Source organism: Kaistella chaponensis, assembly GCF_900156725.1.
GTDB lineage: Bacteria > Bacteroidota > Bacteroidia > Flavobacteriales > Weeksellaceae > Kaistella > Kaistella chaponensis.
On the sequence record NZ_FTOI01000003.1, the window covers coordinates 127,315 to 141,307 of the forward strand.

Below are 13,993 nucleotides of genomic sequence, written 5' to 3' on the forward strand. Positions count from 1 at the left end.
TTATGAGAATTTTATTAAACCTATTAATTACTGCAATTGTTGCTTATGCCTTAACTTATATTCTGTCAGGAATTCATTTTGATGGTTTCAGTGGAGCTATTATTTTTGCCATTGTTTTGGGAGTTTTAAATCTGATTGTAACACCGATTTTGAAAATCTTGGGATTGCCACTTACGATCATTACTTTGGGACTTTTCTCTTTGGTGATCAATGCTTTGGTTATTTTACTCGCAGCAAAGTTTGTCTCTGGAATGTCGATCGACGGATTTTTAACAGCCTTTATTTTCAGTATTTTGTTGTCAATAATTACTTCTTTACTCAGCGGAATTTTTACTTCCAAAGATTAAAAAGACGAGATTTACGTAAAATAAATAAACAAAAAAATCCAATTTTAGAATTTCTGAAGTTGGATTTTTCTCGATGGTACGCCAAATGGTCATACAAATACGCTTTAAAAATTTGTAAAATGAAAGAATTTCAAACCGCAAAAATGGATTCTTCTACCAAAATTTTCACTTTTATTTTTGGGGGAATTGGTGTGGGAGCAATTTTCATGCTTCTATTTTTTCGAAAACCTGAACAGCATTTTTTATGGATCACCCTTGTAATTTTAGTTGCTGCATTGGTTTCCGCTTATTTGCTGATTCCTAAAATTTCGGTTGATGAAAAAATGATTTGCATTAAAAATATGTTTGTCAATATTAAAATCCCCGTTGAAAATATCGAAAAAATTGAACGATTCGAAAAGATCGGTTTCAACTTTAGAACTTTTGGAGTCGGCGGTTTGTTTGGGTATTTTGGATATTTTAATGGCAATGATGTTTGGTACGTTACCAACATCAAAAAGAAAGTGAAAATTACCATGAAATCTGGAAAAATTTATATGATTTCGCCCGAAAATCCTGATGATTTTTTAACACCATTTCGCAAAGAAGCAATTCTCTAGTTAAAGAAGTCTTTCTTTAAATTTCTATATTTGTATTGCACTTAATTTTAAATTAAATTTTAATGAAAATAAAACATACTTTAATCGCAGTTGCGGCTCCTTTTCTTATGAATGCACAAAATGTGATGACACCCGAAACACTTTGGACACTCAACAAAATAGGGGTTTCCGCAGTTTCACCAGATCAGAGTTCCCTTATTTACAGTTTGGGCAAAACCGATTTGAAAACCGAAAAAAACAACAAGAAAAATTATTTCTTTTCTGTTAAAAATGGGAACGCAACAAGTTTGGATCTCGGCAAGAAATCATTAATTCAATGGGATAAAAACGGGATTTACGCACAAGAAGGCGACAAAATTTACGTATCAAAAGATGCCGGAAAAACCTGGACTGATTTTTATACTTTAGGTGAAGTTGATAACGTAATCATTTCTCCGGATGGTAAAAAAATCGCTTTTAGTAAAGAAGTTTTGGTTGAAAAACTGATGGGAAAAGAGAAATATTCCGACGTTCCAAAATCTACTGCACATATTTATAACGATTTGAATCACCGTCATTGGGATCGTTTTAATGAAGGAAAATACAACCACGTTTTTGTTGTAAATGTTTCTGAAACTGCCGACAAAGCCAAAGATTTACTAGAAGGAAAACCTTGGGATTCGCCGCAAAGACCTTCTGGTGGAAGCGAAGACTTTCTTTGGAACCCAGATTCTACGCAACTTTTGTATGTTACAAAACCTTTGAGCGGAGCAGAATATGCGCAATCTACGAATACCGATATTTTTGCTTATGATTTGAAATCTGGAACGGTAAAAAATCTCACAGAAAGCAATAAAGGCTACGATGTGAATCCGAAATTTTCCCCAGATGGCAAATATTTATCCTGGCAATCGATGGAAAGAAACGGTTTCGAAGCCGATAAAAACGATGTGAAAATTTTAGATTTAAAATCGGGAATCACCACTAATTTGACCAAAGCTTGGGACGAAAGTGTGGTAGGTTCTGTTTTCTGGTCGCAAGATTCTAAAAACATTTATTTCACAACTGCGTGGAAAGGAACAATGCAACTTTTCTCTTTGAATCCTAAAACTTCAAAAATTCAACAGGTTACAAAAGGTGATTTTGATGTTTCAGATATTTATGCAGAAAATAGCAATTCCCTTTTAGTTTCCAGAACCGACATGAATCACAATGCAGATTTGTTTTCTGTTGATGTAAAAAACGGTGCAATGAAGCAGTTAACAGAAGTTAATAAAGATACTTACGCCAAAATCACCCCTTCGAAAACAGAACTGAAAATGGTGAAAACCACAGATGGAAAAGAAATGGGAGTGTGGTTCATTTATCCGCCGAATTTTGATCCAGCTAAAAAATATCCAACTTTATTGTATTGTCAAGGTGGTCCACAATCAGCATTAACACAATTTTTTAGTGTAAGATGGAACTTCGCTTTGATGGCTGCAAATGATTATATCGTTGTCGCTCCAAACCGTCGCGGAATGCCGGGATGGGGAACAAAATGGAACGAAGAAATTTCTAACGATTGGGGCGGTCAACCTATGCGTGATTATTTAGCTGCTGCAGATTTTGCAAAAACTTTGCCTTATGTTGATAGCGACCGAATGGGCGCAGTTGGCGCTAGTTACGGTGGTTATAGCGTATTTATGTTGGCAGGAATTCATGAAAACCGTTTTAAAACATTTATCGCGCATGATGGACTTTTCGATATGAAATCTTGGTTTTTGACTACTGAAGAATTATGGTTTGCGAAATGGGATTTGGGTGGTTCTCCTTATGACAATCCAACGCCGAAATCGTACACCGAATTTAATCCATCAAATTATGTGAATAAATGGAATAAACCCATGATGGTCATCCAAGGTGGAATTGATTACAGAGTTCCTTATGAGCAAGGTCAGGAAGCATTTCAGGCAGCAAAACTGCAAGGTTTGAAAACAAAATTTCTTTATTTCCCCAACGAAAATCACTGGGTTTTGCACCCACAAAACGGTTTGGTTTGGCAAAGAGAATTTTTTGAATGGTTGAAGGAAACATTATAATTACAATCTGATGTTGAAAAATTTAAAAATAATATCATTTCTTTTAATTTTGGGTTTTGTATTTTCATGCAGTTCAAGAGGAGATGAAGCTGGCGATTTTGTTCCTCCAGTTTCCGGACAATTTCATGAAATTTCACCGGTAAATGGAAGAGCAAGAGTAGATTTTATTGATGGTAATAAAGTGGTATTGTACCCTAAATCCAGCGGATTTGGAACTCAATTTGTGTTTCAAATTAATTCAAATACGAATACAATTATTTTAGATGATGATCTTTCGATTCCAAACAAGCATTTCGAATACTATTTCAAAATAATCAATAGTAATAAATTTGAAATGACAAATTTCATTAATCAAGAAGAAGCGATAATGACTTTTGAAAAATAAAGTTGAGCTAAAAGATAAATTATTGTAAAGTATTTTCAATAAAAAGAAAAAAATGATTTCCGATTAATTTTGGAAATCATTTTTTTTCGTGTCTAAATTTCTGTTAAAAAGTTTAAATTTGTTTTAAAATCATCACCATGGCCGAGTTAGAAGTAGCAAAATCAACTAAAAAAATTATTGAATCCGCAAAAAATAAAGAAATTAGTTTTTGGCATAAAGTAAAAGAAATGGCCTTGGAAATAGCTGTTATTATTTTTGCTGTTTCCCTTTCTATTGCTTTTCACAGCTGGAGCGAAACGCGGCATGAGCAACATGAGGTTGAATCTTTCTTGAAAGGAGTTCGTATCGATTTAGCAAAGGACAGAGCGGAAATGAGTGCAGATATAAAAGCATACAAAAATCAGAAAAAAGCATTTCGGTATTTGGGGAGTCTTACAAAAGGTCAGCTTGCTAGTAACGACAGCCTGCAACATTACGCGCCGTACTTCTATAATTTTACTGGTTATGGCGGAAACACCGGCCGTTATGAAGGATTTAAATCGTCCGGAAAAATAGGTTTTATCGAAAATGATGCTCTTCAAAACAGTATTTTAGATTTGTATGAAGAGAAAATCCCGAGATTAAGTATTTCTACGGATTTCTACAAAATGCAGAAACTAAAATTTGCTGATTACATTACCGACCACACTACAGATTACCCGAACGGAAATTTAACCAAGGTGATGGCTTCGGATCCTATAAAAACGCGGAGTCAAATTTATTTGTCCGCAGTAAATCAAATTATTTCCAATTATGAAGCTTGTATCGCTCAAATGGAGGAAATTATAAAAAATATCGATTCTGAATATCCGCCAAAGAAGTAGCCATTTTATAAGGTACGATTAACAAAGCGTTTTGTAAAGATGAATGTTCGAATATCTTCTTTTTCGCCTCTAATTTGGGAAGATTCCAAAGTTTTAATTCTGGGTTCAGTTCCGGGAGTTAAATCTTTAGAAAAGCAGGAGTACTATGCGAATCCACAAAATAAATTCTGGCGAATATTGTTTGATTTGTTTCAGGAGGATTTTTCAACCGATTATTCTGAAAAATTAAAATTTTTAGAGAAAAACCATCTTGCACTTTGGGACGTTATTGATAGTTGCGAAAGAAATGGGAGTTTAGATTCTAAAATTATCAATGAAGAGAGCAACGATATTCAAAAACTTTTAACCGATTTTCCAAACATTAAAACCATTTTCTGCAATGGGCAGAAATCCTTTAAAAACCTGCAGAAAATATTGAACAAAGATCACAAGATCCCAAGATTTGCATTACCTTCAACCAGTCCCGCTTATACCATTTCTTACGAAAATAAATTAATGGAATGGTCTATTTTAAAGTCTCAACTATGATTAAATTTTCTATATTTTTTTATCGCAGTTTCAGCGTTTGCAAACAGTCAGATTTATAATTTCGATTTTTTAACAAAATACAACACGCACAATTCGAAAAACGGTGCCGATTTTGACACGGTGAGCTATTTCAATTCCGATGACTTTTCTTATTATTTAAAATTGAGTAAAAGTGAGAAAAAATTTGCTGCATTTCTTACAGATGAAAAAAAGAAATTGGTTCACTGTTTTAAAGTTCTTGAATCTAATGTAAAAGGTGAAGTTCAGTTCCAATTCTCGTATGAATATTCTCGCAACTATATTCCAGAGAATTCTTCTGAAAATTATTATTTCGAGTTTTCACCCGTTTCAGAAACGGCTCCAAAAGAGGTTATTCTAAAGGTATTTAAATACAAAAAATCCAAAAAACCCATTTTTGAGCAAAATTTAACGCTTTTACCAGCCAACAAAAATCTTTTTGCAATGTATAAAAAAAGCATTCTGAGGTATCTTCATACTTCCGAAGAAAATAGTTTTCGGGGAAATTACATGGTAAAAAAGGTGGTAGAAAAACACAAAGATTTCACTTGTGAAATCAACTTGGAAGAATACAAAAACATTGATTTAGAGCTTAAACTTCCGGAAAAATTAATTATTGATAATTCCTTTAAAAATGGAGTTACCTCTTTTAAAGTGATTCAATTTTAGCGTATTTTTTCTCTTTTGTTACAATTGAACTTTAATTTTAAAGCCAGAAACTACATTCATTTTTATCTGATCTACAGTCACATTATTCGCCTGAATTTCTAAAACCAAATAGTTTTGCGTGGTGCGGAAATATTCTAAAATCTCTTCATCTGGTATTGAAAAAGTAATAGTATTTGGATTCGTATTGTTATACGCTGTCGCAATCAATCGGTCTGTTTGATTGGGTGCTTTTACGTAAATTCTTGCGTTTTTAATGATATCTAATTTGTTTCCCAACTGCGAACTTACATAGTTTAATGTCAAAGAATTGAGTTTAACCGATTTGAGATTATTAATAGAAAAATTAGGATTATTTTCTTTGATCTTCGCATCTAAGTCAATATTCATAGGCAAATCCGGAGTTTTGGTGTAACCAGTTGTACTCACACTTGCAAAAGGTACATCGAGTGTGGTATTGAAGGGCACATCAAAGGGAGGAAGCGCATCTAATACAGAATTTACTATATCGCGACAGCTTGATACAAAAAGCAGCATTAGTATTCCGGCAATTACGGGTAGCTTTTTCATATTTTACGTTTTATTTTTTTAAACAAAAGCATTTATCGTTCCACTTTGGATCGCATGTAAAATGGCTTGAAAATATTTGCTATTGACAAAGGCATTTCTATGTTGTATATTTGCACGCCGAAAATCATTCGTTTTCGGTCTTAATTTTTAAACCGTAATTTAAAAAAATGAAAACATCAGATTTTAATTTCCACTTGCCGGATGAACTTTTAGCTGAACATCCAAGTGAACACAGAGACGAAGCAAAGTTGATGGTTCTAAACCGAGCAACCCAAACAATAGAGCATAAAAAATTCAAAGATGTTGTTGATTATTTCAATGAGCATGATCTCTTTATTTTTAACGATACCAAAGTTTTCCCTGCACGATTATTTGGTAATAAAGAAAAAACAGGTGCGAAAATCGAAGTTTTTCTTTTGAGAGAATTAGATAAAGAAACCCGTGTTTGGGACGTTTTGGTAGATCCAGCAAGAAAAATAAGAATTGGAAATAAGCTATTCTTTACCGAAGATGAAGGTTTGGTTGCGGAAGTAATCGACAATACCACTTCAAGAGGAAGAACACTTCGATTTTTGTACGATGGTTCTTACGAAGAATTCCGTGCGAAACTGAAAGAACTAGGGCAAACTCCACTTCCTAAATACATCAAAAGAGAGGTTGAACCAGAAGATGCAGAACGTTATCAAACGATTTATGCAAAACATGAAGGTGCTGTTGCAGCTCCAACTGCAGGTTTACATTTCTCTAAACATTTGATGAAGAAATTAGAAATCAAAGGAATTGATTTTGCTGAAATTACCCTTCATGTTGGTTTAGGAACTTTTAATCCTATCGAAGTAGAAGATCTTTCTAAACATAAAATGGAGTCGGAAGAAGCGATTATCACGCAAAAAAACGCAGACATTATCAACAAAGCGGTAACTGAACAGCGAAGAGTTTGTGCAGTTGGAACCACGACGATGAGAGCGATTGAAACATCGGTTTCTTCCAACAAAAAAATCGGACCATACCACGGTTGGACGAATAAATTTATTTTCCCACCACATGATTTTGGTGTTGCAAACGCGATGATTACCAATTTTCATACTCCAAAATCTACATTAATGATGATGGTTGCAGCATTTGCAGGAAAAGATTTCTTAATGCAAGCGTATGAAGAAGCCGTGAAGAATGAATATAAATTCTATTCTTACGGAGACGCAATGCTTATTATTTAAGAGAATAGTAAAAAGTTAAAGTACTTCGCGAAATTCTTAGTGTAATTAACTATTAAAGTTAACTTTAGTAGATCAAAAGTTTTTAATCCTAAAAAAAAATGATCTACTAAAGCGAACTTTTTCATTTGGAGGTTTTTGTCTTGAATTTTTAAGAAATTTTTCCAATGAAACTTCATCCTGATTTTCACTTCATCCATTGGGAAATCGCCGAAAAATCTTTGTCAATTTTTTCTAATGCAGACTTTTATAATTAAGTCAAAATTTCTTTTTGAGAAACTTGCGAATCTAAATTTTGGCTAAGAATCATTAAAGCAATCAAAAAAAATAACGACGAGGAACTGGAAAATTTAGTAACAGAAAGTCCAAAACTAAAAAATATAACAGGATCGATCGTAAATAAAACTCAGGTTTCAAACTTGGTTTTTTTTACCTTTTACTTGGCTCTTTAAAAAAATGAAAGACATCCGAACTTTATCACTCGAGCAACTCACCGATTATTTTCTTTCTTTGGGCGAAAAATCTTTTCGTGCAAAACAAGTTTATGATTGGTTGTGGAGCAAAAATATGCATTCCATCGAGGACATGACGAATCTTTCGAAAGAGCTGAGAGAAAAGATTTCTGAAGAATATATCATTAATCCGATTTCAGTTGACGAACTGCAGAAATCAAAAGATGGAACCATCAAAAATGGCGTGAAACTTCATGATGGACTTTTGGTCGAATCCGTCTTGATTCCTACAGAAACGCGAACTACAGCTTGTGTTTCGTCGCAAGTGGGTTGTTCCCTCAATTGTGAGTTTTGTGCAACCGCACGCTTGAAAAGAATGCGTAATCTTGAAGTTGCAGAAATTGTAGATCAAGTTGCTCTTATCGATCGACAAAGCAGGCTCTATTTTGATCGGCCCCTTTCCAATATTGTTTTTATGGGAATGGGAGAACCGATGATGAACTATAAAAATGTAGTAGAATCGATTCGAAAAATTACCAAACCTGAAGGTTTAGGAATGTCGCCACGAAGAATCACGGTCTCCACTTCTGGGATTCCAAAGATGATTAAAATGTTGGCTGATGAAAATCTTAAAGTAAAGTTGGCGCTTTCCTTACATTCTGCGATTGAAAAAAAGCGCAACGAAATCATGCCTTTTTCGGATAAATTTCAATTGACCGATATCATGGATTCTTTGAAATATTGGTATGAAAAAACCGGAAATATCATCACTTTTGAATATTGTGTTTGGAAAGGAATTAATGATACAGATGAAGACATCAGAGCTTTGATTCAATATTGCAAGCAGATTCCAAGCAAAGTGAATTTAATTCAATACAATGCAATCGGCGACGGAAAATACGACCAATGTAATAAAGATGCCGAAGAAAATTACGTGCGACAACTAGAAAAAGCCGGAATTACGGTACTGATCAGAAGAAGTCGCGGTGGAGATATCGACGCAGCTTGTGGACAACTTGCTAACAAAAGTAGCGAGTAATGTTTTCGCACCTTGGTAAAACCAGAACTCCCAAACATAATCTCGGTATTGCGTCGCTTCTTTCCTTTGTTGCGGGATTGGTGAATGTTGTAGGTTTTTTCGCAGTTCAGAAGTTAACCACCAATGTCACCGGACATTTCGCTTTTTTTGTAGATGAAGTTTTTAAACTCAAGTTTGAAAATGCCCTTCACGTCGCGCTTTTTGTTATTTTCTTTCTTTTTGGGTCTTTTTTTGCGAATTTTATGGTAGAGGTTTATTCGAGAATTCGCGAAAATCAAATCTATGTTCTTCCGATTTGTACGGAAGCTTTCATTCTTACAATCATCGCTTTCCAGGGAAATGATTTCATTAAAGAAAGTCCAGATTTGATCGCCTATTGCTTACTTTTTGCGATGGGAATGCAAAATTCACTCGTAACCAGAATTTCGAAATCAGTCGTACGAACAACCCATTTAACAGGACTTTTTACTGATCTTGGAATCGAGATTTCTCAATTGTTTTTTTATAAAGATGAAATTCATAAATTCAAATTAATCAGATCGATTAAATTGCGGCTAACAATTATTTTTATGTTTTTTTCGGGTGGAATTACCGGCGGGATTTTGTTTTCCTTTTTCGGAATCAAATCCCTAATTTTAGGATCGGTAATTTTATTGAGTGGCCTGTTTTATGACTTTGTTAAAATCAGATTATTACTCCATAAACGATATCGATGATGACAAAACTCCATTTATTTTTCGGACTTCTTATTTCTTTGAGTTTTTCTGCTCAAAAGGAAAATCAATGGTTAAAATTAAACCGATTTGAAGTAGCGGTTTTAAGTGATTCTTTAAAAGAAAATTCGGGTTTAAAATTCTATAATCACCGTCTTTTAACGATCAATGACAGCGGAAATAGCTCAGAAATTTTTGAAATTGATACCACTTCCGGCAAGATCAAAGACATTTTTAAAACCCAACTTAAAAATGGAGACTGGGAAGCGATAACAAGTGATTCTGCTTCTGTTTTTGTAGGTGATTTTGGAAATAATGCAGGAACAAGAAAAGATTTGAAAATACATAAAATCCTTTTCAGCAGTTTACAGAAACCGTCAAATTCAATAAGTACACAAGAAATTCCATTCTACTATCCGGAACAAACGGAATTTACGTCAAAGAATTTAAGCAACAATTTCGATGCAGAAGCGATGGTTTTTTTGAACGGAAAAATTCATATTTTCACGAAAGAATGGGAATCGAAATCCACCACGCATTATATTGTAGATCCAAACGTTTCAGGAAATCAAGGTGCTAAAAAATCAGAGACCTTTCATACCGGTTTTGTGGTGACAGATGCTTCTTATTTCGAAAAAAAACTTTATTTAATCGGTTATACCAAAAATGCCGAAGTTTTTCTCTCCATTTTTGAGGAGACCGATTCTGGAATATTCTTTAGTCAAAAACCACGAAAATATTTTTTGGGAAGTGCATTTTCAATCGGTCAAATTGAAGGAATTGCAGTGGATGAAGACGGTGTTTATATCTCAGGAGAAGTTTTTACATCACCACTTGGAAGGTCAAAACAACGCCTATATTTTATTCCCTCCTTAAAATTGAAATAAATCCTATCGGTTGACGAGTTTTTGCCAAAAATCTGTTTTTAATAATTATCTTTGCCCTTATTAGTATTTTAATAATTCCTTTAGTTTTGGCGAATATCGTAGAAGAAATCAAAAAGCCCATCAAAGAAGAAATGAAACTTTTCGAGCAAAAGTTTTACGAATCGATGCAGAGTAATGTTCCGCTTTTGGATAAAGTTACCCGTTTTATTGTGACTACAAAAGGGAAGCAGATGCGGCCAATGTTTGTTTTTCTTTGCGCGAAGCTTTTAGGCGAAGTCAACGAAAAATCTTTCCGAGGTGCTTCAATGATCGAGTTGATTCACACCGCAACGTTGGTTCATGACGATGTAGTAGATGAAAGTTTTAAAAGAAGAAATTTCTTCTCTATCAACGCTTTATGGAAAAATAAAATTGCGGTTTTGGTAGGAGATTACCTTTTATCAAAGGCTGTTTTACTTTCGACGGACAACAAAGATTTCGATTTACTGGCTGTAATTTCTACCACGATTCGCGAAATGTCTGAAGGGGAATTGCTACAGTTAGAAAAAGCCCGAAAATTAGACATTACAGAAAACGTTTACTTTGAAATTATCCGTCAGAAAACGGCAACTTTAATTGCTGCTTGCTGCGAAATTGGAGTGCTTTCGAATAATGCTGATGAAAATACTGCACGGAAAATGCGGGAATTCGGAACTTTAACCGGAATGGCTTTTCAGATTAAAGATGATTTGTTTGATTTTCTAACCTCAAATATCATTGGAAAACCTGTTGGGATCGATATTAAGGAAAAAAAGATGACTTTGCCCTTGATTTATTCCTTGAAAATGGCGAATGAAAAGGACAGAAAATATTATTTCAATACCATCAAACGGTACAATAATGATACGAAAAGGGTCAAAGAACTCATTCAATTTGTAAAAACTTCGGGTGGTTTAGATTACGCAATTGGCGTAATGAAAGACTATCAAGAAAAAGCAAAATTATTATTGGCTGATTTCCCGGATAGTGAAGCAAAACACTCACTCCATCTGATGTTGGATTACGTCATTGAACGGAAAAATTAGCTCCGTTTATTTAAGCAATTTCTGCATTTGCAAAGCATTTTTAATTCCCGCAGTTCCCCAAGTATTGTTAAAAAAGACGAAGGAAGTGCCGCTAAATTTCGATATTTTCTTTGCAATCACTTCCAGTTCATTCTCTGAATACTCCGATTTAAATAGAACTGGAACTCCATGAAAGCGGTAATACAAAAATTCATTGTTATTAATCATCACTTCATCAATGAGATTTTTCGAGAAACTGACGCCGCAGAAAACGATTTTTTTTTGCTTCAATTTTTGCAAAACTTCCACATTCCACCAACTTTCGTGTCGGAACTCTACCACATTTAAATATTTTGGTTCAACAGCTTCCAGCAGAAGAAGCAGATTTCCTTCTGTACAATGGAAAGAGGGCGGAAGTTGATATAAGAATCCGGCTAATTTTTCTTTCAACCCCGAAGAAATATGGGTGCAAAAATCTGCTGCTAAAGCTTTTACATTTTGCAATTTTTGAAGATGAGTGAAAGTTTTAGGAATTTTAATAAAAAATTTAAAATGTGGTCCCGTTCCGTTATACCATCTTTCTAAAGTTTTGAAAGTAGGTCGATGGTAGAATGTAGAATTTATTTCCACTGCAGAAATTTTAGTGGAGTAGAACGGAAGATAATCCCGCGACGGTAAATCTTCAGGGTAGAAGATGCCTTTCCAATAACTTTGTGCGAAACCGGAACATCCGACGTATTTTTTATTTTTCATCTTTTTTTATCAATCCTTCAATCAAAGATTTCCACTGAATATTGCTGCCAATAATTTTTGCTCCAGCGGAAACAATAGCGTTTCTCACTTTTTCAAATCCGGTAACATCTTCAATATTTGCCTTCTCATTTCGACCATGAATTTCGACTGTCACTATTTTTGAAGTTCTGTTAATGATAAAATTGCACGTGGCTTTATCTTTAAAAAAATGTGAAGTTGTGGGATGATTATTTTGTGGACTTTCCGCCGGACGAGCTCTGATATAAATACTTTCAGAAGTTTCCGTCTTTTCAGTTTCAAACTTTTCTATTTGTACCCAATCATACTGGTCTTCCGACAAGTTAGGTAAAGTCGGAACTTTTATTCTAATGTAACAATGAACTTGTGGAAGATCAAAAAAGAGATTTCCATTTTTATCGCACAAGGAGAATTCACCGAAGCCCTTTCCGGCAAGAAGTTCCCAGGAATTGATATCCAAAAATCTTTTCTTTACAGTTTCAAAATGCAAAATAGCTTCAGCGACGGTCTCCAATTCTATTTTTGAAACATTGTCGCTGAAGCCACCTTCTCTTTGTGTTGGAATTTTGTCGATCATGTGACGAAGTTTAAATCCTATTTCGCAAATTCTTCTACAATTCTTTTATTAAAAGCCGGTAAATCGTCTGGATTTCTGCTGGTTGTCAGGTTTCCATCTGTAATTACTTCTTTATCTTTCCATATTGCGCCGGCATTTTTTAAATCAATAGAAATCGATGGAAAAGAAGTCATCGTTTTACCTTTTACAACATCCGCGCTGATTAATGTTTGCGGACCGTGGCAAATCGCTGCTACTGGTTTGTCCTTTTCAAAAAAAGATTGCACAAATTTCACGGCGTCCTCGTCGCCACGCAGTGTATCGGGATTAATTACACCACCAGGTAAAAGTAGAGCATCATAATCATTTTCCATGGCTTCAGAAATTGTTTTGTCCACTTTAACTGGATCACTCCATTTGTGGTCTTTCATGCTTTTAATTTCTCCCGATTTTAAAGAAACAATTTCTACAGTTGCGCCCGCATTTTTTAATGCTTTTACTGGACTTTCTAGTTCCGACTGTTCATATCCGTCTGTTGCTAAAACAGCAATTTTTTTATTTTCTAAAGTGCTCATAAATATTTTATTTAAAAAGTAAAAACAGAAATTATGCCTTAAATCATCATTTAAGATTTAATTAATAAAAATTTGTCACTTCTTAACGAAAAGAGGTTGAAATAGAAAAAGCGGTTAAAAAACCGCTTTCTGTTATTTTGCTTTGAAATTGATTTCAGATTTAGCGAGCTTCGTAAGATCTTTATCGCAATTTTTTTCTTCTTTTAAAGTTTCTAGAAGCAGATTTAAAACTTCTTTTTCACCCAAAAGTTTCGCATAAGTTGCTAATGTTCCGTACGAGGCAATTTCATAATGTTCAACCTTTTGCGATGCAGCGATAATGGCAGCGTCGCGAACTGCTCCCGGTTCTGTTTCTTCCATAATTCCTTCGGCTTCTTTTAAAAGACCATCCATCGCATCACATTTAACCGCTTCCGGTTTCAATTTTAAAGCTTTGAAAGCTCCTTCCAAACGTTTTACCTGTTCTTTCGTTTCAGCTAAATGCGTATTTAGTGCATCTATCAATTTTTTTGAAGTGGCATTTTTAGCCATTTTCGGAAGATTTTTCACAAGTGCTTTTTCAGCCCAATATAAATCTTTCAGTCCATCGACCATAAAATCTTTCAGTTGATCCGCAGCGTCTGCTTTCGGAGCAATTTTACCTGTTTTCGTTTGTTTCTTTGCCATAATTTTGCTTTTATTCAAAATTGTAATCCAAAAATATGCCA

Annotated in this window: 17 protein-coding genes; 12 read left to right on the top strand and 5 right to left on the bottom strand. The window is 34.4% G+C overall.

What is annotated here, in order from left to right:
- Window positions 1–2: 2 nt before the first annotated feature.
- The 7 genes from BW932_RS04285 to BW932_RS04315 all read left to right on the top strand — a co-directional run bounded on the left by BW932_RS04285 (window position 3) and on the right by BW932_RS04315 (window position 5,469).
- A complete protein-coding gene (locus tag BW932_RS04285; RefSeq protein ID WP_076385715.1) occupies window positions 3–347 on the top strand; it encodes a phage holin family protein in 345 nt (114 codons plus the stop codon).
- Window positions 348–466: 119 nt separating this feature from the next.
- Complete coding sequence (locus tag BW932_RS04290; RefSeq protein WP_076385717.1) at window positions 467–946, top strand: PH domain-containing protein; 480 nt, start codon at window positions 467–469, stop codon at window positions 944–946.
- A 62-nt stretch (window positions 947–1,008) separates the two neighbouring features.
- Window positions 1,009–3,006, top strand: coding sequence for a S9 family peptidase (locus BW932_RS04295; RefSeq protein WP_076385719.1), 1,998 nt, complete (start codon window positions 1,009–1,011; stop codon window positions 3,004–3,006).
- A 10-nt stretch (window positions 3,007–3,016) separates the two neighbouring features.
- Window positions 3,017–3,391 carry a hypothetical protein gene (locus BW932_RS04300; RefSeq protein ID WP_076385721.1) on the top strand — a complete coding sequence of 125 codons (375 nt, stop codon included), beginning with the start codon at window positions 3,017–3,019 and terminating at the stop codon, window positions 3,389–3,391.
- 137 nt (window positions 3,392–3,528) lie between these two features.
- Entirely contained in the window at window positions 3,529–4,254 is a 726-nt protein-coding gene (locus BW932_RS04305) for a DUF6090 family protein (RefSeq protein ID WP_076385723.1), read from the top strand.
- A 39-nt stretch (window positions 4,255–4,293) separates the two neighbouring features.
- Window positions 4,294–4,782 carry a DNA-deoxyinosine glycosylase gene (locus tag BW932_RS04310; protein ID WP_076385725.1) on the top strand — a complete coding sequence of 163 codons (489 nt, stop codon included), beginning with the start codon at window positions 4,294–4,296 and terminating at the stop codon, window positions 4,780–4,782.
- A gap of 162 nt (window positions 4,783–4,944) precedes the next feature.
- Complete coding sequence (locus tag BW932_RS04315) at window positions 4,945–5,469, top strand: hypothetical protein (RefSeq protein ID WP_143745500.1); 525 nt, start codon at window positions 4,945–4,947, stop codon at window positions 5,467–5,469.
- A gap of 18 nt (window positions 5,470–5,487) precedes the next feature.
- Here the strand turns inward: BW932_RS04315 and BW932_RS04320 are convergent, their stop codons facing one another.
- The gene (locus BW932_RS04320; protein ID WP_076385729.1) at window positions 5,488–6,036 is read right to left on the bottom strand and encodes a hypothetical protein; all 549 of its coding nucleotides are present in this window, start codon (window positions 6,034–6,036) and stop codon (window positions 5,488–5,490) included.
- A 167-nt stretch (window positions 6,037–6,203) separates the two neighbouring features.
- Between BW932_RS04320 and queA the strand changes: the two genes are divergently transcribed.
- The 5 genes from queA (at window position 6,204) to BW932_RS04350 (ending at window position 11,405) form a co-directional block, all read left to right on the top strand.
- On the top strand, window positions 6,204–7,253 hold the full coding sequence (gene queA, locus BW932_RS04325; RefSeq protein ID WP_076385731.1) for a tRNA preQ1(34) S-adenosylmethionine ribosyltransferase-isomerase QueA: 1,050 nt from the start codon (window positions 6,204–6,206) through the stop codon (window positions 7,251–7,253).
- A gap of 453 nt (window positions 7,254–7,706) precedes the next feature.
- Window positions 7,707–8,741, top strand: coding sequence for a 23S rRNA (adenine(2503)-C(2))-methyltransferase RlmN (rlmN, locus tag BW932_RS04335; protein ID WP_076385735.1), 1,035 nt, complete (start codon window positions 7,707–7,709; stop codon window positions 8,739–8,741).
- A complete protein-coding gene (locus tag BW932_RS04340) occupies window positions 8,741–9,457 on the top strand; it encodes a YoaK family protein (RefSeq protein ID WP_076385737.1) in 717 nt (238 codons plus the stop codon). Before rlmN ends, BW932_RS04340 begins: the two co-directional genes overlap by 1 nt.
- A complete protein-coding gene (locus tag BW932_RS04345; protein WP_317043734.1) occupies window positions 9,454–10,341 on the top strand; it encodes a hypothetical protein in 888 nt (295 codons plus the stop codon). Before BW932_RS04340 ends, BW932_RS04345 begins: the two co-directional genes overlap by 4 nt.
- 86 nt (window positions 10,342–10,427) lie before the next feature.
- A complete protein-coding gene (locus BW932_RS04350) occupies window positions 10,428–11,405 on the top strand; it encodes a polyprenyl synthetase family protein (RefSeq protein ID WP_076385739.1) in 978 nt (325 codons plus the stop codon).
- Between the two features lie 6 nt (window positions 11,406–11,411).
- Here BW932_RS04350 and BW932_RS04355 read toward each other — a convergent pair whose 3' ends face one another.
- The 4 genes from BW932_RS04355 to BW932_RS04370 form a co-directional block, all read right to left on the bottom strand.
- The gene (locus BW932_RS04355; protein WP_076385741.1) at window positions 11,412–12,137 is read right to left on the bottom strand and encodes a DUF72 domain-containing protein; all 726 of its coding nucleotides are present in this window, start codon (window positions 12,135–12,137) and stop codon (window positions 11,412–11,414) included.
- Window positions 12,127–12,732, bottom strand: coding sequence for a hypothetical protein (locus BW932_RS04360; RefSeq protein ID WP_076385743.1), 606 nt, complete (start codon window positions 12,730–12,732; stop codon window positions 12,127–12,129). The genes BW932_RS04355 and BW932_RS04360 overlap by 11 nt, the downstream gene beginning before the upstream one ends.
- A gap of 17 nt (window positions 12,733–12,749) precedes the next feature.
- On the bottom strand, window positions 12,750–13,286 hold the full coding sequence (locus BW932_RS04365) for a type 1 glutamine amidotransferase domain-containing protein (protein WP_076385745.1): 537 nt from the start codon (window positions 13,284–13,286) through the stop codon (window positions 12,750–12,752).
- A 132-nt stretch (window positions 13,287–13,418) separates the two neighbouring features.
- Window positions 13,419–13,952, bottom strand: a complete 534-nt coding sequence (locus tag BW932_RS04370) for a ferritin-like domain-containing protein (protein WP_076386010.1) — start codon at window positions 13,950–13,952, stop codon at window positions 13,419–13,421.
- Between the last annotated feature and the right edge of the window lie 41 nt (window positions 13,953–13,993).